The organism is Veillonella sp. T34266-5 (genome assembly GCF_002959815.1).
GTDB lineage: Bacteria > Bacillota > Negativicutes > Veillonellales > Veillonellaceae > Veillonella > Veillonella atypica.
In genome coordinates this window covers 42,724-63,409 of the sequence record NZ_PPCZ01000001.1, presented here as the reverse complement: position 1 = coordinate 63,409, position 20,686 = coordinate 42,724, and the positions used below count along the sequence as shown (strand labels likewise).

At 40.7% G+C, this 20,686-nt stretch carries 19 protein-coding genes; 2 read left to right on the top strand and 17 right to left on the bottom strand.

The window, feature by feature from the left end; translation table 11 throughout:
* Window positions 1-14: 14 nt before the first annotated feature.
* Entirely contained in the window at window positions 15-1,847 is a 1,833-nt protein-coding gene (glmS, locus tag VIHSUH07_RS00300) for a glutamine--fructose-6-phosphate transaminase (isomerizing) (RefSeq protein WP_105083483.1), read from the bottom strand.
* A gap of 566 nt (window positions 1,848-2,413) precedes the next feature.
* On the opposite strand from glmS, the gene VIHSUH07_RS00295 reads away from it, so the two are divergent.
* Window positions 2,414-3,769 carry a hypothetical protein gene (locus tag VIHSUH07_RS00295; RefSeq protein ID WP_105083482.1) on the top strand — a complete coding sequence of 452 codons (1,356 nt, stop codon included), beginning with the start codon at window positions 2,414-2,416 and terminating at the stop codon, window positions 3,767-3,769.
* Window positions 3,770-3,841: 72 nt separating this feature from the next.
* On the opposite strand, the gene VIHSUH07_RS00290 is transcribed toward VIHSUH07_RS00295, so the two are convergent.
* From VIHSUH07_RS00290 to VIHSUH07_RS00225, 14 genes are all read right to left on the bottom strand, one after another.
* The gene (locus VIHSUH07_RS00290; protein WP_105083481.1) at window positions 3,842-5,260 is read right to left on the bottom strand and encodes a hypothetical protein; all 1,419 of its coding nucleotides are present in this window, start codon (window positions 5,258-5,260) and stop codon (window positions 3,842-3,844) included.
* A gap of 17 nt (window positions 5,261-5,277) precedes the next feature.
* A complete protein-coding gene (locus VIHSUH07_RS00285) occupies window positions 5,278-5,829 on the bottom strand; it encodes a hypothetical protein (RefSeq protein WP_105083480.1) in 552 nt (183 codons plus the stop codon).
* A 516-nt stretch (window positions 5,830-6,345) separates the two neighbouring features.
* A complete protein-coding gene (gene glmM, locus VIHSUH07_RS00280; protein ID WP_105083479.1) occupies window positions 6,346-7,698 on the bottom strand; it encodes a phosphoglucosamine mutase in 1,353 nt (450 codons plus the stop codon).
* 135 nt (window positions 7,699-7,833) lie between these two features.
* Window positions 7,834-9,435, bottom strand: a complete 1,602-nt coding sequence (locus tag VIHSUH07_RS00275) for an NAD(P)/FAD-dependent oxidoreductase (protein WP_105083478.1) — start codon at window positions 9,433-9,435, stop codon at window positions 7,834-7,836.
* Between the two features lie 2 nt (window positions 9,436-9,437).
* Window positions 9,438-10,355, bottom strand: a complete 918-nt coding sequence (locus tag VIHSUH07_RS00270) for a CdaR family protein (RefSeq protein WP_105083477.1) — start codon at window positions 10,353-10,355, stop codon at window positions 9,438-9,440.
* Complete coding sequence (gene cdaA / locus VIHSUH07_RS00265; protein ID WP_005375475.1) at window positions 10,352-11,164, bottom strand: diadenylate cyclase CdaA; 813 nt, start codon at window positions 11,162-11,164, stop codon at window positions 10,352-10,354. Before cdaA ends, VIHSUH07_RS00270 begins: the two co-directional genes overlap by 4 nt.
* A 99-nt stretch (window positions 11,165-11,263) precedes the next feature.
* On the bottom strand, window positions 11,264-11,578 hold the full coding sequence (locus VIHSUH07_RS00260; protein ID WP_016476022.1) for an XdhC family protein: 315 nt from the start codon (window positions 11,576-11,578) through the stop codon (window positions 11,264-11,266).
* Window positions 11,568-12,299 carry an XdhC family protein gene (locus VIHSUH07_RS00255; RefSeq protein ID WP_105083476.1) on the bottom strand — a complete coding sequence of 244 codons (732 nt, stop codon included), beginning with the start codon at window positions 12,297-12,299 and terminating at the stop codon, window positions 11,568-11,570. Before VIHSUH07_RS00255 ends, VIHSUH07_RS00260 begins: the two co-directional genes overlap by 11 nt.
* On the bottom strand, window positions 12,283-13,095 hold the full coding sequence (gene yqeB, locus VIHSUH07_RS00250; RefSeq protein ID WP_105083475.1) for a selenium-dependent molybdenum cofactor biosynthesis protein YqeB: 813 nt from the start codon (window positions 13,093-13,095) through the stop codon (window positions 12,283-12,285). Before yqeB ends, VIHSUH07_RS00255 begins: the two co-directional genes overlap by 17 nt.
* A complete protein-coding gene (locus VIHSUH07_RS00245) occupies window positions 13,092-13,808 on the bottom strand; it encodes a nucleotidyltransferase family protein (protein WP_105083494.1) in 717 nt (238 codons plus the stop codon). Before VIHSUH07_RS00245 ends, yqeB begins: the two co-directional genes overlap by 4 nt.
* Before the next feature lie 8 nt (window positions 13,809-13,816).
* Window positions 13,817-14,575, bottom strand: coding sequence for a selenium cofactor biosynthesis protein YqeC (gene yqeC / locus VIHSUH07_RS00240; protein WP_105083474.1), 759 nt, complete (start codon window positions 14,573-14,575; stop codon window positions 13,817-13,819).
* 33 nt (window positions 14,576-14,608) lie between these two features.
* Window positions 14,609-16,900, bottom strand: a complete 2,292-nt coding sequence (locus VIHSUH07_RS00235) for a xanthine dehydrogenase family protein molybdopterin-binding subunit (RefSeq protein WP_105083473.1) — start codon at window positions 16,898-16,900, stop codon at window positions 14,609-14,611.
* Window positions 16,900-17,352 (bottom strand): (2Fe-2S)-binding protein, encoded by a 453-nt coding sequence (locus VIHSUH07_RS00230; RefSeq protein WP_105083472.1) that lies wholly within the window; start codon window positions 17,350-17,352, stop codon window positions 16,900-16,902. Before VIHSUH07_RS00230 ends, VIHSUH07_RS00235 begins: the two co-directional genes overlap by 1 nt.
* Complete coding sequence (locus VIHSUH07_RS00225) at window positions 17,352-18,134, bottom strand: FAD binding domain-containing protein (protein WP_105083471.1); 783 nt, start codon at window positions 18,132-18,134, stop codon at window positions 17,352-17,354. The genes VIHSUH07_RS00230 and VIHSUH07_RS00225 overlap by 1 nt, the downstream gene beginning before the upstream one ends.
* A gap of 127 nt (window positions 18,135-18,261) precedes the next feature.
* On the opposite strand from VIHSUH07_RS00225, the gene VIHSUH07_RS00220 reads away from it, so the two are divergent.
* Window positions 18,262-19,140, top strand: a complete 879-nt coding sequence (locus tag VIHSUH07_RS00220; protein ID WP_105083470.1) for an epoxyqueuosine reductase — start codon at window positions 18,262-18,264, stop codon at window positions 19,138-19,140.
* 9 nt (window positions 19,141-19,149) lie between these two features.
* On the opposite strand, the gene yfbR is transcribed toward VIHSUH07_RS00220, so the two are convergent.
* Both yfbR and VIHSUH07_RS00210 read right to left on the bottom strand, forming a co-directional pair.
* Entirely contained in the window at window positions 19,150-19,737 is a 588-nt protein-coding gene (gene yfbR / locus VIHSUH07_RS00215; RefSeq protein ID WP_105083469.1) for a 5'-deoxynucleotidase, read from the bottom strand.
* Window positions 19,738-19,813: 76 nt separating this feature from the next.
* A complete protein-coding gene (locus tag VIHSUH07_RS00210; protein WP_105083468.1) occupies window positions 19,814-20,668 on the bottom strand; it encodes a D-alanyl-D-alanine carboxypeptidase family protein in 855 nt (284 codons plus the stop codon).
* Window positions 20,669-20,686: the final 18 nt, after the last annotated feature.

The window sequence follows — 20,686 nt, the reverse complement described above, 5'->3', positions numbered from 1 at the left end:
CTGTTGGTTATATATTATTCTACGGTTACAGATTTAGCCAAGTTACGTGGTTTATCTACATCTGCGCCGCGTGTAATCGCTGCGTAGTACGCCAATAATTGCAATGGTACAACAGCGAGGATTGGAGCGATGAATTTATTTGCACGAGGCACATAGATTGTATGGTCTACGTGTTTAGACAATTCTTCGTCACCCTTCATACCGATACCGATTACAACCGCTTCACGAGCTTTTACTTCGCGGATGTTGCTGATCATCTTATCGTACACATCTTCTTGTGTAGCCAATGCGATAACAGGTACACCTTCTTCAATAAGAGCCAATGTACCATGTTTCAACTCGCCACCAGCATATGCTTCAGCATGGATGTAAGAAATTTCTTTCAATTTCAAAGCACCTTCCATCGCTACTGCATAATCGATAGCACGGCCCAAGAAGAACGCATCAGATTTGAAGCCATAATGTTTTGCAAAGGCTTTCATATCTTCGTCTACTTCAAAGATTTCATGAATCAATGTAGGCAAGCTTTTAACACCGCAAAGGATTTCTCCGCCTAAAGCCGGATCCATTTTACCATTTAATTGGCCAAGATATACAGCAAACAACAAGCCTGCTACTAATTGAGTAGTATACGCTTTTGTAGACGCTACAGAGATTTCAGGACCTGCCCATGTGTACACAGTGTTATCTGCTTCACGGGAAATACTGGAACCTACTACGTTTGTAATTGCCAAGGATTTAGCGCCATGACGTTTAGCCTCTTTCAAAGCAGCTAATGTATCGGATGTTTCACCGGATTGACTGATAACAATACATAATGTTTTATCATCAGTCAACGGATTGCTATAACGATACTCAGATGCAATTTCCACACTTACTGGAATGCGCGCCAAATTTTCAATATATTGTTTTGTTACAAGACCTGCATGGTATGCTGTACCACATGCAACGATGAGGATTTTATTGAAAGCTGCTACATCGTCAGCAGTCCAATTCAACTCATCAAAGATTACTGTTTTACCATCTTCGGAGATATGTGTACCGAATGTATCACGCACAGCTTTTGGTTGGTCATGAATTTCTTTCAACATGAAGTGTTCATAACCACCTTTTTCAGCAGCCTCTGCATTCCAGCTTACGTGGAACACTTCTTTATCGATTGCATGGCCTGCACGATCAAATACAGATACATTATCACGTGTAACGATAGCCAATTCACCATCGTTTAAGATGTATGTATCACGTGTGTAGTTAATGATTGCTGGAATATCGGAGGCAACGAAGTTTTCCCCTTTGCCAAGACCGATAACCAATGGGTTTTCTTTTTTAGTACAAATGATTTTGTCCGGCTCATCAGCACAGATGATTTCAAGAGCATACGCACCATCAACACGATCAAGCATGCGACGAACAGTACTTACGAAATCGCCATCGTACATATCCTCTAATAAATGAGCTACTACTTCTGTATCAGTTTCAGATTTGAAATGGTACCCTTTTTCGATGAGCTCTTCTTTTAAAGGCATATAGTTTTCGATGATACCATTGTGAACAACAGCAAATTTACCATCTTCAGATGCATGAGGATGGGCGTTCATATCGGATGGACGACCATGAGTAGCCCAACGAGTATGACCAATACCTACAGTCCCTTCATTAGGATCTGCTTTTACAATCGCCTCAAGATTAGCTAGACGGCCAACCTTTTTTTGAATTTTAATTACATTTTCAGGGCCGATAACAGCGATGCCTGCAGAATCATAACCACGGTATTCTAATTTCGCCATACCGTCCAATAAGAAATCAGATGCTTGATTAAAGCCAATGTATCCTACGATACCGCACATAAGTATATCCTCCTATAACTGGGGGCATTCTAGCCCCAGCCAAAAACTAAGGCTAACTAATTAATATTCTAGATTAATGTTCTAGATTAATGTTTCAATTATGTATTAATTATTACTTTAATACAATTCATTCAGATACACTTTGTCTCCATTGTTACCAATGGGCTTTTTAGTATCTGTTACGACATGAATGTGCCGGAAGAGCATCCGCTGATGATTCGATCACTCTTCCCCTCGTCTACCCTAACGACTGCCTTCGCGGGTACTTGCGCTATTCGCCTTTACGAATTTGGAACTCCTTTCACTCATATGTGGCAGAACTAGTACAATTGTAATCATACTAAATTATATTATACTAAATCGATGTAATGAATGTAAAGAATCTAGGCCTTATGAAAGCATTAAACACAAGATATAACGCTTATTTTCATAGGGGTACATAAAGCCAAACGATTTCATAGATCACTCATACACCATTATTATACTACTTATTATAAAAATTTTATACAATCATATTTATCAAAATTTATATGATACATATTTATTGTCTAACAGGAGAGATTACAATGAATACACAAAATATTAAAACACATAAAAGGACACCATCTCTAAACCATAAACACTCATATAGAAAATTACGCCGTTGGGTACTTCCTGCCGTATTAGGTGCCGCCCTTTCTACATTGGCATTCCTTCCAACCTTTGCAGAAGACATACCAAGTGCACCACCAGCTGGAAATCCACCTATGAGTGCACCTAATGGGCCAGTTCCAAAAGCTGAAGCTAATCCTAATACTTTCACAGGTACTACGGTAGTAACCGAAAATAAAGCCATTGCGCATGAATTAATACCTAATACAACATCAGATCAAAATGCGTTCATCGGCAAAGATAAAGCAGTCGTAACCATCGAAAACAGCGTATTCGATAAAACAGGCAATACGACAAGCGATGACAATAGTAATTTCCGTGGTCAAAACGCAGTAATACTCGGTACCGACGGTAGTCAAATCAACATCAAAGGCAGCAATATTACATCCAATTCCAATGGCTCGAATGCAGTATTTGCCACTGGTGAAGGTTCTGTCATCAATGTAGAAAATACTAACATTCACACAAAGAGCGATTCCTCCCGCGGTTTAGATGCCACTTATAAAGGCACTGTAAACGGCAAACATCTTACTATTACAACTGAAGGTGCTCACTCTGCTACATTAGCTACAGACCGTGGCGAAGGTACCATTACAGCAGAGGCTGCCAAATTAACAACATCTGGTGAAGGTAGCCCTATTATCTACTCTACTGGTAATATCACGGCTGACTATATTACGGGCGAAGCTAAAAACAGTGAAATTGGTGTCGTAGAAGGCAAAAATTCCATCACACTTACCAACTCTAATGTAACAGGCTACAAAGACAATGGTTTTATGCTATACCAAAGCTTTTCTGGTGATGCTGAAAGTGGTATTGCCCGTCTCAAAGCAGAAAACAACTCACTCACCACCCATGCTACAGGCGCTTTCATCTATGTGAACAACACCACTGCAGAGGTAGACCTTACTGGCAATGCTATCTCCACTCCCAATACTACAACACTAGTGAAAGCAGCGGCCGACTCCCGTTGGGGCAAAACCGGTGAAAATGGCGGTCACCTTACACTTCGCGCCTCAAACCAAGCCTTAAACGGCAATATTGTAGCCGATGCAATTAGCACCATTGCGCTAGACATGACAAATGGATCTAGTTTAGTTGGCACTATAAACACTGACAATACAGCAAAAGAAATTACACTGAAACTCAGCAAAGACTCTAGCTGGACACTTACAGGCGACAGCTATGTAAAATCTTTAACTAACGAAGACACAACTGGTGAAAACATTCACTTGAATGGATATAAACTCGTTGTAACAGGCAAACAGTAGACACCAAGTCATAAGTAAAGCAAAAGGCACGCGCTTCTTCGAAGCAACGTGCCTTTATAAATTCTAAAGTATTTAAATATTATTAAATAGATAGTCTAGCTCATCAATTTCTTTCTGTAATCTATCAGAAATTTCACTCATGACAAACTCTTCTTTTATTTTATAAATAAATCTAATATCAGAAAAAAGACGACTTATTGTATTAAACACAATACCAATATCAAGATTGCATAAGTTTTTAGTTATTAAGGCATTAATAATAGTACTAGAAGATGCAATCGAATTAGATATAAGAAGAATTTTTCGTGTTCGTACCTCATAGAGATCTTTCGGCTCATTATCATTATTAAATAGTCCATGTGTGAGTGTAATAATTATGTCTATCACTTTAGAAATAATAAAAGAAGCACCAATAATCTTCATATCACGAGCTAAACATAATGCATCATAATGTTCATCATATAATTTACTAGCAAAACTTTCATTAAAGCTTGATAATAACGGGACTGGTAAACCCATTTTCGTAAAAATATCAGACTTATAATGTAGCGCCTGAGCAAAAACAGCTGCTGGTAAATTTAACTTATCTGCACGGCACATATCATAACTCTCTTTAAACATCATTGTTAATGGAACTTGTTCAGCTGTAATTAACATTTTCTTTTTAGCAGTTAACGGATCCACTCTAGAAACTCGATGGTTCGCAAAAGAATTAAATGTAATACAATCAGTCAATATATTAGCTGTTCCAAATAGCCATCCTAAAATAGGGTCATGACCTAAAGTATACATTCTATGTGCTTTGCCCCCCATATTTATTCCCAAATCTTTCGATCCAGCAGTTATATCATATGGAGGTGTTTGATATAACATATTAATCCAATAACCGGGTTTATAACGTTCTTGAAAATGATCTCTAAAACTATCATTAGCATTTCTATGTTCAGCTTCAATAGATTTATCATTATGTGCTAATCTATCATCTGGATTAAAACTATCACCATAACCAAATTTTTTTGAAACATATGGGAAAAGTAATGTTTTTAATACCTGTAAAGCTGTTGCGATAGCAAGAAATGATAAGTCCCGCTTATTTATAATACTAGTTTTAGCAGAAAACTGCGCATTTATGGCATTATACTCATACATAGAATTATTAATCTCAGTATTAGACATGATATCTTCCAACACAAATTTCTTAGAGTATTCACCCGCTGTATCTGAAAGAATAGTTTCCCAATCTTGTATTATAGGTCTATAATTTAACTTTCGATTTCCTTTCTTATTGTCAATCTCAATCGATATTCTATCAATATCCTTCTTTTTTCCAAGCTTAATTAATAATGATTTCGTTGACTCTATGTTTGCATCTGCGTCATTTCTTTGTTCATGAAGTTCATAATCATTAGATATTTTATTTGATATATCCTGATTCAATTTTAAAATACGATTTATATCATACTCATCTTTAGAATATCTAAACTGGCTCAAATATAGATTCCCCCTGATTACGCATCAATGCCTAAATCATAACCTAAATCTTTTATAGCAGCTTTTAGCAATACATTTAACCCATTCAAATAATCAAGTCTTTCTTTATCCGCATCAGACTCTTCTTTCAATGCTTTCATAATAGCAGTTTGCTTTGCTAAAGCATTTTTATAAATAATGTTTTTTGCTTCTCTTAACTTTTTGTTTTTTAAATGAGATGCTACTCCTACACCAATACTCCCAAGGATTACAGCCGGTGCAGCTAATACAGCTACTCCAGCAGCCATACCACCACCGACTAAAGCTCCTGCTGCAGCTAAACCACTTGTAATTCCAGCTGCACTTAAGCCAGCTACTGAGCCACCTAAGTACAATCCCGCAAAACCAACTCCAGCACCAGCACTAACACCTAATGCACCAGCAGCAGTTTCACCCAACGGAGAATTATTAATAGTCATACTTTTATCATCAATTGCAACTGTAGCCTCATTAATAACATTTTCCACAGTTTTAAGCGCATCTTGACTTTGAAATTTCATCTTATTTTTATCAGTAATGTATTCACCCATTTTATATGCTCCTCACTTCGACTATACGTTTATATAGCATAATAAATTCTATATCTAAACTAAGTAGTATTTAATAATTGTAGCATTACCACCCTTTTCAATTAGCGTATCAACAAATACTTGTAATTGTTCCTCAGGCATTTTGGCCATAAATTCAAGTTCCGATCCATGAGAGCTCCTTTTACTTTAACAATCTGTTCTCTCTTAACAATTCATGAATAATTCATGATTGCCTCATGAGTAAATTATAATTTACATTAATATCTTAGTCAATGTCCACCTATTTAAACGAGTCAATTCTTCCATATGCTCAAAAATTAGATTCATTCTTATAAGCTCTGTATTGTACATAAAAAATTCCCCTATGTATGCCAATTAACAACTCAGTAAAAGAGCTGTAAAAAGCCATATATAGGGGGACTCCTTTAATATGAAATTATAGAATAGATTTACTGCTCATAAGAACAGTAAGTTCAATCTAGGTAAAGATGGTTTCTCTCTGTGAGTTTTCTACTTTTATTCAGCTAACCCTTGTTCTCTACCGATAATATCAGCAATTTCTTGGCATAAGGCTTGTAGTGCTTCTTGGTCTGGACCTTCTGCCATTACGCGGATGAGTGGTTCTGTACCAGATGCACGTACCAGTACGCGACCTTCATCACCAAGTTCACCTTCAGCTGTTACGATAGCAGCTTTGATGATATCGTTTTCTTCCCAACCAGTCTTTGTAGCAACGCGTACGTTTATAAGAACTTGTGGGTATTTTGTCATGATGCCAGCCAATTCAGAAAGTGGTTGGCCTTTTTCTTTTACAAGAGCCGCCACTTGAACAGCAGTCAACATGCCATCACCAGTTGTGTTATGATCGAGGAAAATGACGTGACCAGATTGTTCACCGCCAATGGAAAGATCGTGTTCACGCATATATTCCAATACATAGCGGTCACCAACAGCAGTAGAAACGGTTTTCATACCAAGTTCTTCAGCTGCTTTGTGGAAGCCGATATTACTCATAACGGTACCAACTACAGTATCGCCTTTTAGTTTACCTTCTTCTTTCAATTTAAGAGCGCATAATAGCATGATTTGGTCGCCATCGAGGACTTGACCTTTTTCGTCTACTAACAAGCAACGGTCTGCATCACCATCATTGGCAATACCAAGGTCTGCATTATGTTGTTGAACAGCTACTTGCAAGCCTTCGATATGGGTAGAACCACAATGATGATTGATATTTAAACCATCTGGATTGACATTGATATTGATAACCTTTGCTCCAAGGCCAGACAAGATTTCTGGACCTACACTAGAAGCGGCACCATTAGCACCATCATAAACGATAGTCATACCTTCAAGAGATGTATCGATTGTATGACGAACAAAGTGAGCATAGTGATGTGCAAGATTTGCATTATACTCTACACGACCAATGCCAGCGCCTGTAGGGCGAGGTAACTCATTATCTGCACTTTGACGTACATATACTTCTAATTGATCTTCTACTTCATCTGGTAATTTAAAACCACTACCATCAAAAAATTTAATACCATTATCTGGGAATGGGTTATGAGATGCAGAAATAACAGCGCCCGCATCAAAACCTTGTTGCTTTACAAGGTATGCTACAGCAGGTGTAGGAATGACTCCCGCCATAACTACATTACCGCCTACAGAACAGATGCCAGATGCCAATGCGCATTCCAACATGGAACCAGAGATACGCGTATCTCTACCAATTAAAAATGTAGGATGTTCTTTTTCTTTACCAAAATGTGTTGCCGCTGCACGCCCCAAATGGTATGCCAATTCAGGTGTTAAAAATTCATTAACAACGCCACGTACACCATCAGTACCAAATAATCGAGCCATATTCTCCTCCGTCTACAAACGAATGTATTTCAATCTATGTTGTGTGTATTATATCACACGAGTTTGTACAATTTATAAAATCCAGGTTGAACTTTCACCATAGCACGTAAATGTATAAATCTATTCGTGAAAGTATCATTCATTAGGTTTTGCATACATGCTCATGCACGCAATCGCCGTTTCTGCACCATCCAAGGCGGCACTCATGATGCCACCCGCATAGCCTGCACCTTCCCCCATCGGGTAAAAGCCACCGACTGTAGTGGATACGCGATTTTCATCACGACCCATACGAAGAGGAGAAGATGTGCGCGTTTCAACGCCGGTCATACAGATTTCAGGGTTATCAAAGCCTTTGATACGGCGTCCCCAATACGGTAAGGCCCGTTCTAAAACAGACGATACATAATCAGGTAAACACTGGTGCAAATCGCAATCTACGATATGAGGTTCATAACTATGTATACTGCTTTCAACAGACGGCGCATCAGCCTGGCCTAAGAAAGAACCTACCGTTTGAGCCGGTGCATTAAAGTTTGAACCACCCAATTTATAAGCCTTGCGTTCCCATTCTCGTTGAAATGCTACGCCATCTAAAGGATGGGTACCAAAATCATCAGGGCCTACGTTTACGACGATAGCACTATTTGCCACGCCACTATCACGAGCATACAAGCTCATACCATTGGTTACAACACCGCCCGGTTCGGACGCAGATGCGACCACTTGCCCACCAGGACACATACAGAAGCTATAGGCCGTACGCCCCGATTCTTTATCATGATATACCAAGGAATACTCAGCAGCACCTAAACCTAGGCTTCTTGGATCCACACCGTACTGAGATTGATCGATGACATCTTGAGGATGCTCAATGCGAACACCGATAGCAAATGGTTTAGCCACCATATCGATACCGCGTTTAAATAACATTTCATAGGTATCTCGTGCACTATGACCTACACCAGATAAAACTAAAGTCGTATCAATACGTTCCGCACCATTCACCTCGATACCGACCACATGGTCCAGATTAACGAATACATCGGTTACCTTAGCTCCAAAGCGGACTTCGCCGCCCCATTCGATAATGCGCTCACGCATGGCTTTTACCATATGACGCAATTTATCTGTTCCTACATGAGGTTTATGCTTGTATAGAATTTCTTCCGGCGCCCCAAATTCTACAAAGTATTTTGAAATTTCATGCAACCGCGGATGTGTGACGCGCGTAGTCAATTTACCATCAGAAAATGTACCGGCCCCACCTTCACCGAATTGAACATTCGATTCAGGTTTAAAGGATCCCGTTTTCCAAAATGTTTCCACATCCTTCGCACGAGTATCTACATCCTGTCCCCGTTCTAACACGATAGGGCGATAGCCTTCACGGGCTAAGTAAAAGGCCGCCATCATACCTGCGGGACCAAAGCCCATCACAACAGGCCTATGTGCTAAAGGTCTATCACCAATTACAATCGGTTCTGGATCCTCAGGTGTAAATAAGGTAACATCCTTTTGCTTACCTAGTTTCTTGATGATTTTTTCTTCATGTTGAGCCTCTACAAAAAGGGTGTACACAAATACAATATTAGGTTTCTTACGAGCATCAACGGCACGTCTCACCACATGAATTTTCTGTATATGCCCCTTTAGTTGAGGGTATTTCTTTTCTACTATTTCCTCAATCGTAGCCTTTACGGTAACGGCTACGCGAAGATTTATTATTCTTATCATATCTATGCTTTTCTTTGTATATCCACTGTTACATGAACCGTAGTCATCTTACTAGTAAGGCCATCAGGAATTACTATATTATAGGTACCATCAATAGGTGCCGTAGCATTACTTATATCAATAGATTCCGTCTTAAGCTCCGAAACAGAATCCACCATTTCTTCACGGCCTGTAATTGTTACTTGTACAGGCTTAATCGTAATACCTTTGACTTCATAACCATCCGCTACTTGACCTACGGTTATTGCCGAAATAGGTACGGCTTTATCTTTTCTAAGTAAATTTAATTCATACTGTGCTTGGCCTTGTGTTGGGCTAATATTTACATCGAGCACATTGCCCGCATTATCCCAAGCTTCCAAATCAGCAACAGCGCTAAAGTTTTTAGTTTGACCAGCCACATTAACCTTCATGACAACCCGTGTGGCAGCCATTACTTGTTGTTTACGACCGGATACAGTGACTTCCTTCGGAATCACAGTAACCGATTTCATGGCCACATTATCCGGAATTTGTCCGATTGGCACAATTTCAACAGGTAATTTCTTTGATGCATATTCATCAACATTAATCGTTACCGTATCAGGTTTAATCTCAACTATGTTCATTCCCGATGGAGGATTGAAATGGATAGTCACATTATTTTGACCCGTTGAAATCCCTGATGCATCTATATAGGCCTTAAGGTTATCAGACTTCAAATTAATAATCGTATCGCGAGGCCCACTAAGCGTAACGCGTACATATTGAGGTGCATCCTCTATGATGTAATTAGCTGCCAAATTTTGCACCTGTACAGGCACCGTATAGGAAACCTCCATCACAGGATTTTGGTCGCGCATAATAAAAAACCACATGACGATGGCTGCCAATAATGAAAGTATTTTTGCAGGCCAGTTGCGTTTCAAATGAATCATCATTTCTTGCCACCCCATTTCCACATGCTCGTAATATTTTGACGAGGTCTTTCCATAAATGTACGAAGGGCCTCTTTAATTTGATCTTCTGGTAAGTGACGATAAATATGTCCGCCATAGGTATAAGAAATGACACCCGTTTCTTCGCTGACAACAACGACAACTGCATCTGTTTGTTCAGACAGACCGATAGCCGCGCGATGGCGTGTACCAAGTTCGGTACTCAATGTACGGTCCTCGGTAAGCGGCAATAAACAACCTGCAGCCTGAATGCGGCCATTACGGATAATCATAGCCCCATCATGAAGAGGTGTACTAGGAACGAAAATATTTTTAATCAATTCCCGACTAAGTACAGCATCAACAATAATGCCTGTATCAATAAAGTCGTTTAAACCTACCTCGCGTTCAAATACGATGAGGGCCCCTGTATGTTCACGAGACATAACGCGTGCAGCAGCCATCACTTCATTGATAGCCATGTCCATTTCTTCTTCGTTTACATTCTGTGCTTTACTAAAAATACGGCCACGCCCAAGTTGCTCTAGGGCACGACGTAATTCCGGTTGGAACACGACAGGTAACGCAAAGAGGATAACGGTCATCCCTTGTTGGAGAATCCAGTTAATAACATACAGATTCATTACATGGCTTAAAACATTCAAAATAGCCAAAAATAATAACCCTTTTAGCAAGGCTACAGCGCGTGTATCCTTTAAGAGTTTATACATATAGTAAATACCGATAGCAACCGTCAAGATATCGATGAGATCAAGGATTCTAAAGGTATGTATGAGGGCTTCAAAATGCATATGTGCAACTCCTTATACAAAATAATAAGGTACAGCCATTACATTAGCTGTACCTTATATTTTATCGCATTTTATGAGCACTGTAAATTTAAAACAGGGTTATACATTTTGCGTTTTAATCCACACATCCATGCATCCACCGCAGACCATGCCTTCTTTTACGGCTACATCATCATTTAATTTTACTTCAATACGTCGATGTTGCTCCTTCTTCTTCATGGAATCAATAGCACTGAGGCGTATTTCATTTTCTGCGCGGCCACCGCCAATAGTGCCAAAAATAGATCCATCAGGGAATACAACCATCGAGGTACCTGCTTTACGAGGCGTAGAACCAGCCGTATGAAGAATTGTTGCCACTGCTAGTGTTTCATCTGTGCGTTGACTCAAATATTCTACAAACTCACGATTCATGACTTACAACTCTCTTTCTGCGTAAAAACTGACCTTGTTTACCTCGTACAACAGCAAGGTACTCACTGACGATAGATAAAGCAATTTCCTCTGGTGTTTGAGCACCTAAATCCAGGCCAATAGGAGCATAGATCATATCGAGTTCCTCTTGCGTCCAACCTTTGGCTTTCAAATTTTCTAATGCATAATGAATGCGTTGTTGACTGCCCATAACACCCATATAAGTAGGCAGTTGATCTCTCAATTGTTCAAGGCATGTGTTATCGAATTCATGGGCTCTCGTAACGATAATAAATCCATTATATTCATCAAGAGGTAACTTGTCTCTAAAAGCATCCAAAGGCAAACATTTTCTTGTTACACGCTCATCAAAGAATTCAGGCACCACATATTCAGGTCGATCATCAACAACCGTAGCACGACATCCGATAAATAATAATAAATCCGTAATGGCACGGCTTACATGGCCAGCCCCAAGGACAAGTACAGATGGATCCTTTTCAACAGGTTCAACAAAACATTCAGTGCTACCAAATACACATAAAGCATTCGGCTTGACTCTATTTAGTGTAAAGCCTTCTATAGCGTCACCATATAATATATCCCCATCCTGATTATAGATAGTTCTATCCCCTTGGCGAGGCCCCGATAGGATGGTCACCAAAAATGTTGGCTCCATCACCTGTAATCGGTCTTTCATAATATCATAAATGCTTTCCATCTTTATTCCTTTCATAGTCCCATGCTGTAACAGCCTCTAAGACACCGCCGCCGACAGCGAGGGATTTGTCAGAAATACTATAACAATGCGATTCCTCACAACGAGCATCCACATCAGCCAATTTAAAATGGTCAGATACGATAAGTCCCGTTTTTAAAATACCTCGTAATGTACCGGTAATCTTAGCCCGCACCGGTTCTTCATCGACATAACCAATCACTTCATTAGCTTGCACCTCATCGCCAATATGGCGTTTGGCTGTAAATAGACCAGCCTTTGGAGAATGAATCACCCGTTCATGCGTATAGCCACCCACATTGCCAGGAATACCCGTATTAGGTTCCGCTTCACCATCATAGATACAGCGTCCCAAATTATGACCACGCATAGTTTCGATGACTACATTCACATCGCGACCTGCACTAAATCCAGGACCTACACCAATAACAAAGGGTGCATCTAGCCTTGTAGTCCCCAAGTTCTTTTTAGCTAAAATGGCATCGACAACAACATCTGGATGCAGTTGTTCTAATAACTCTTCATAGGACGATGTAACAACAGGAATCACACCTTGTGCTAACGTATCCTGAATTTCATCGATACATACATGACGGGCGACTAACCTTTCAAGAATCATTTCACCGCAATGAACCGCATTTCCATAACTAACCTCTCTGCGAATCATAGTAGGTATAGCAATTTCATTAACCACTACAGGGTACCCTGCACGTCTCAATCTATAAATTGCACCGGAAGCGATATCGCCGCCTCCACGCACAAGTATTAAAGGCTTCATACACCCTCACTTTCACGATGTTGTAAATCGTTATAATCCTCTGGCGTATCTATATCAAATCCCCATTCAGGAATAATACTTACATATTCTACAAAATTATGCCCCACACCGCGAATAATCGTGCGTCCACCTTGATCACCCTCGATGTGTTGCAACGCCTCAAACCAATGGGCACCAAACAAAACTGGATTGCCAGGGTGTTGAGTTGTTCCATATTTAGGTACTACGATTGTTCTATTTGTTTCATCCCTATGCTGTTGAAAGCTAGTGATGAGCTGTTCGACAACCATTGGTTTCAGTAACGGTTGATCAGACACAGAGCAAATAATACCATCTAAAGCTCGTGTACCAAATTCATTCATCAAGTATTTCACGCCTAATGCGATGGATGTGCCTTGACCTAAATCAGAACATTCGTTATGAATAATGGAAAATCCATAACTGCTCGCAATATGGTCAATATCATGGTCCCCACCTGTAACGGCAACCATTGGGTAGGTTTTTAAATTCCATAAAGGATTAGTTTGTTCCCATCCAATTTGTAATCCATGACATACAGCATCAAGAATCGTCTTTCCGCGCCACGGAAGTAATTGCTTATTTGTTCCCATTCGTCGAGACTGACCTGCTGCTAACAAAACAAGGCCAATACGAGGTATTTCTCGTGAAAGGGCGCCCCCAAAGGGAGCGCTTTCACCTGTCTTATATTCCATTTTGTTACCTAGCGACATTGAATAATGCGACGAATTTCACAACTAGCCTTATACCCATCAGCCAATACAATAGCCGTGATATCACTATCTACCACATGACTTATGAAATCATCAATGATACGATGTTGTACCGTGTCATAACCCGTGCAGAACAAGATTTTCTTACCCTTACTATATTGGAATAGCCCTTGTTTATGAAGCACGATTTGAGCAAGCATATGAGGTGTTACAATGGAACCTTCTTCGCGATGTACAATGGATTGAACTAATTCCAAATTATGAACATGATCTTCATCAAGGGATGCACCTAGCATTTGAAGGTTCACCACCCCTATAGTCGTCTTTGTTTGACTTGGGATAACAGGTTCCGTATGTTTTGGTGCCTTAAGCCATTTCTCTTTGGCCCCATCCGCTTCAACAACGATTTGCCAGTTTGGATGTAACGCACTAAGGCCATCTATGCTTTCACAATCTACAGCATCAACCTTAGTTCGTGTAATACCATTAAACCAGGCGCCACAATAACCTTGTTGAATACGTTTTGTACAATATTCATCAACATCGTTGATATCTTTTGTGTAAATAGGTTCATATTGAGCCACTTGTGATTCATACAACTGTGTCGTAGTCGTCACTACGATAGGTTGTCCTTGCAACCGACCATACTCGACTAGCTTAGATAAGACCGTTGTTTTGCCGCCAGCCCCAACCAATGCGACAATGCCAGGTTGGATAAGACGATTCCAGTACTGCGTTTGTGATGTCATAGCACGAGGCCCCCTTTAGGAATGTAGAAATGGTTATACTTTATATTTCTCGTCCATCCCCATAAATACCTTCTCTGGTGTCATAGGTAATGTACGAATATCCGCACCAACTGCATTTTTTACAGCATGTTGTATTGCGGGACAAGCTGTATTAATAACAATTTCACCGATGGATTTAACACCATATGCACCACTTTCCTCATATGATTCAACAAAGGCTGTATGTAATTCACCAATATCTTGACGTGTAGGAATCTTATAGGTCATGAAATTATTGGTTTCTAAACGACCATTACTAGAGTATCTAACGTCTTCATACAAAGCCATACCAATGGCTTGTACTGCGCCGCCTTCAACCTGTACGCGCGCTAGTTTAGGATTCACAACGGTACCACAGTCTACACAATTATACATATGTAACGGTATAATTTGCCCCGTTTGTTTATCTACCTTAACTTCAGCGATAGAAGCCATGAATGGTGGTGGAGATGTATGACTACCCCATGTTGCAAAGCCCGTTAGTTGTTCGGATGTAGTTCCGACTAATAGTTTAGGCGCTAATTCTTGAACGGACATTTTCTTTGTACCGTCCTTAGTCGTACCTACTAAGCCATCAAAATCAATATCTTCTGGTTTAACATCCATAAATTGCGCTAATTTATGGATTATCTTTTCTCTCAGTTCTTCAGCCGCCATCTTCGCAGCTGTACCCGTTACATAGGTCGTACTCGATGCGTATGAACCTGGATCAAATGGTACGATATCCGTATCAGATTCGACAACCGTCATAGATTCCATCGGACAACCAAGAGCTTCACAAGCCATTTGTGTAAGAATTGTATTAGCCCCCATCCCCATATCGGAAGAGCCCGTATACAATGTGTAGTTACCATCATCGCCAAGACGAATTTCTACGGATGCTACATCGATATTAGCAACACCGGACCCTTGTAAAGCAAGAGCCATCCCCAAACCGCCGCGATAGCGCTCATCAATATCCCAACTATGAGGACGTTCATCCCAACGAGCCATTTCCTTAACCTTATTTACAGTTTCTTGGAATAGGCCAGAATCCATGATTTCATCAGGATCATACACTAAGCTACGTTCACCGGCAGCAATTAGATTCTTTTGACGAAGTTCCGCTGGGTCGATTCCCATTTCGTCCGCCAAACGGTTTACTGCACATTCTAAAGGCCACAAAGCCTCTGTAGCGCCATAACCACGGAAGGCTCCGCCCGGCGTATGGTTCATGTAAACCCCTTCGGTGCCATAGTGTACTGCTTTTGCCTTGTTATACAATGGAACAGACTTATGTTCCCCTGCTGTGGTTGTCGTAAAGCAGTGTGTTGCATGAGCGCCTGCATCGGTAATGGAGTCCATATCGATAACTTGGATAATGCCATCCTTGGTAGCCCCTACGCGGATATACCATTCACGAGCATGACGTGTAGTAGAACAAGTTTGTGCTTCCGTTCTATCATATAGTAAATAACATGGCTTTTGTAATTTCCATGTTACAAATGCTGTCATCAATTCGGTACAAGCCGTTTGTTTCGAGCCAAAACCACCGCCAATGCGAGGTTTAATAACGCGGATTTTAGATGCAGGAATTCCTAGTGCTCGTGCAATATGACGGCGCACATGGAACACGATTTGCGTGGAGCTGACGATAACAATGCGCCCTAAATGATCGATATAGCCAAAGCTTTGGAATGGTTCCATTGCAGATTGACGCGTAGCTTGGTCGAAATATGTGCCTTCTACTACGTAATCGCATTTAGCGAGTTCCCCTTCAATATCGCCAACGCGCTTATGGTAGGATACACAAATATTGCGTTTATAGTCTTGTCCTACCGGAATATGATTGAGAATATCATCTTCCGGATGGACTACTGTTTCATGGTCCATAGCCGTACGCAAATCGAGTACTGGTTTTTGAACCTCGTATTCAACCTTAATAAGAGGCATAGCCTTTAATGCAGTAGCTTCATCTTTAGCCACTACGAGAGCCACTTCATCGCCTACATAGCGGACTACAGGATCGAGAATCAACGCATCATAAGCAGATGGTTCAGGATAGGTTTGACCAGCTAAGGTAAAACGCGTATTCGGCACATCTTCATAAGTAAAAATAGCCTCTACACCGGGGATTAATTTCGCTTTAGATGTATCAATAGATTTAATTCGCGCTTGCGCATGAGGGCTACGTAACACCTTAATAATAAGGGCGTCTTTTGGTACAAAATCCCCTGTATAGGAAGGTTTACCACTGAGTATGCCCTTGGCATCGACTTTATCATAAGACTTACCAATGTGCTTCATTATAAACCTCCTTGTAGATATTTACGGACGCCGCGAAGCTGTGATTCATAACCAGTACAGCGACAGAGATTACCAATCAAATATTCTCGGATTTCATCATCACTGGCATTTGGATTTCTACGTTTCAATGCGATAGCACTCATCATCATACCGGTGGTACAGAAACCACATTGGTCAGCCCCTTCAGAAGCAAGACAATCTGCTAATAAAGATGCATCCTCTTCAAGACCTTCGAGGGTCGTGATGGAATGGCCTGGCGCACGGAATGTAGGATATGCACAGGATAGTGTGATTTCATCATCTACCCAAACAGTACATAGACCACAGTTTGTCGTATCACAGCCACAGCGTACGCTATAATAACCTAAGTTGCGCAACGTAGTTAATAACATTTCGTCTGCTGGCACATTAACGGTTACGTTCTTATTATTAATCTTCAATACTAATTCCATTATTGTGCCACCTCCTTAACTAACCGGCGAACCATGGCTTTAGCCATTTCTATACGATATTCCTTCGATGCATGAGAATTCTTTTGATATACTAATTCCTCTGATGCAACCCGTGCTGCCTCGTCCAATGCATCCAATCCTTTTTCTGAAAGCAAAGCACTCGCTTTCTCCGCCAGTTGTGGTGAACCTGGACGAGTCCCAATATAAACTTCATAGGCTGTATCATCACGGCGAATAGAACCGGTTAAATACGGAAAGTCACCACGAGAAATGCGCAACGCCTCAACCGCAACAGGCACTTCCCGTTTAGGGATGCGAATTTCAACTAAAATATCGCGTTCCCGATAATTCATATAATCCTTCATGGACATACGACCACCCTTATAGGTTACGATGTCTGCATGAACCGCTAGCAGAGCTGGAATGATATCGGAAAAGCCAAATTTGCTAGCCACGGATCCGCCCATGGTAGCCATATTTCTAAATTGGACGCCTAGAATTTCTTTGACGCCACGTACTACAGCGCCGCCACAAAAGCGTTGTAATGGTTCAAATCGTTCTACATCGCCTTGTGTCGCCATGGCACCTATAACAAATTCGTTATCTTCTTCACGAACATATCGTAAATCTAATCCTGCCATATCGATTACTGCAGGCCATGTACGGCGACCTAAGCGCAGCCAACACCCACCGGCAAGCATCGGTGCCGTCTTATTTTTTACGGCCATTTCATAGGCCTCTTCCACCGTCTTCGGTTGTAATACTTTCAAAAAGGCTAACATAATCTATCCTCACAATGGTATACTAAAAACAATCATTATCTTAAGCCATTTATATTAGCAATGTTGCCATAAAACCTTTTATTTTTGCTTATATATATAATTGTAACAACTATTACATCGTAAATCTATGACAAACAATATAAAATTACAAGAAGTTTGCAAACAATTACATATACCGGTAGTAGGTACCACATCGTGGCCACTTCCTCGAGAAGCGCGCGAAATCTTACGGGAATCCAATCCATGTCCCTTTACAGCCGCTGACCTAGAGGAACGATTGACTGGCACATCTGAGTTTATGCCACGCAGTGCCATCGTCTGTCTATTTCCCTATCATGTAGCACATGAAGGGCCTACAAACCTATCTCGTTACACCTGGGCCACAGATTACCATCTGGTAGTGACAGACTATTTGCAACGCCTCGTAGATGAACTAAAAACGAACACCCCAGATGCATTGTTCTCTATCCATTGCGATACGAGCCCCTTGGCTGATCGTTACATGGCCTATTTAGCAGGCCTTGGGTTCTATGGGAAAAATAAATGCTTTATCAATCCAACTTGGGGTTCTTATATCGTCATCGGTACTGTGCTCACCACATTAGAATTCGAGCCCAATACGCCTATGACCGATACGTGTGTGGGCTGTAATCGGTGCATTACATCCTGTTTAGGGCAATGTCTAGATGGCAATGCATTTAATTACGCCACCTGTAAAAGCTATTTAACGCAAAAAAAAGGTAATCTCACTGATGACGAACAGTCCATCATCAAGAAATCACCCTTAGTATTTGGTTGTGATGTGTGCCAAGAGATTTGCCCTCATAATAAAGACTTGCCTACAACACCTATTATTGAATTTCAATCTGTCGAACCCTATGTGGATATTACCGAATTAGAATCGATGACAAATAAGGAATTTAAAGCCAAATATGGCCATCGAGCCTTCTCATGGCGCGGCAAAAAAATATTGATACGCAATCAGGAATATATCAACAAACCTTAATACCACATACTATATTTTGTAGTAATTTAGTTTATCCAAGGATTCACTCAAGGCCGGTACATATTCTTTGATGAACATATCTACCTCTGGCATATTAAGAGCTTTCAATTTAGCCAAAATCGTATCGTGAGCTTCCTTGAATTCATCATTGCCCGCATGTAATTCATTGACACATTTCATATAAGCGGACAAGGTATCGGCAGCTTTCACAATCGGCCATTCAGGCAATGTTTCAGCATCCACAATATATGGTTTATAAACGGATTGCAATCGTTCCGGCAATGTACTAAGCATTTTTTCTTGCGCTAAGGTTTCCACCTCGCCATACAAGGAACGAAGTTTTGGATCAAAGTATTTAATAGGCGTCGGCATGTCCCCTGTAAAGATTTCACTCACCTCATGGTACATGGCAATGACGGCAACCTTGTTAATATCTAGGTTACCACCAAAATATTCATTTTTAAGAGCCGCTAAATTATGGGCTACCATAGCCACCTCAAGGCTATGCTCTTGAATATTTTCCGTTTCCGTATTGCGCATTAAGCTCCAACGATTAATAAAGCGCATCCGTTTTAAAAAAGCAAAAAATGAACTCATACATATCCCCCTTACAATGAAGGTCCCACCAGAAGGTAGGACCTTTTATAGTTTGTATAACCAAATAGTTATCTTATTAAATGACACCGCGTAATTTAAAACCATAGTCTAAGAACTGAACAGCCTCATTCCAACGGTTGTCATCATTGAGCATCACCACAATCATAGTGTGCCCATTTCGCGTAGCCGATGCGATCAAACATTCACCAGCCGCATTTGTAAAGCCTGTCTTTAAACCATTAGCACCAGGGTATTTATTGCGGATGAAATGATTGGTAGTGCGAATCGTTTCAGGTGCACGATTTTGATATGGCACCTTATAGTAATCATTTGCCACCTTATCGCGGAACATTTGATACTTCATACCATACGCTGCAATCAAAGCCAAATCGCGTGCCGTCGAATGATGTCCCATTTGGGTCAGCCCATGAGGATTGAGGAATACGCTATTTTTAGCCCCTGCCTTAGCTGCTATGCGATTCATATCCTTAGCAAAATTTTCTACAGAACCGCTTACATTCTCTGCCACAACTACGGCCGCATCATTACCAGATGCTACCATCATGCCTTCTAGAACACCTTCCAAGGTGATTTGGTCACCTACTTGCACGCCAAGATTGGACTCTTCCATGCTCGTCGCATACGGACTAATCGTAGCCAACTCATCTAATTGTGTTCCTTTTAACTCAAGCGCTGTTAATAAGGTTACCATTTTCGTAGTACTCGCCGGATGCATCCATTTATCAGGATTCTTAGCAAATAAAATTTCTTTTGTATCTGCATCAATGAGCACCACTGCTTCACCAATGGTAGATGGTGGCGTAGGTGCATCAGCACGAGCGACCGTGCCAATACACATGGCACTGATGAAAGCTAGCGTCAGTACAAAATATTGCCATACTGAACGCTTATTCATTATTAAATCTGTCATAAATCTCTCTTTCTAGTT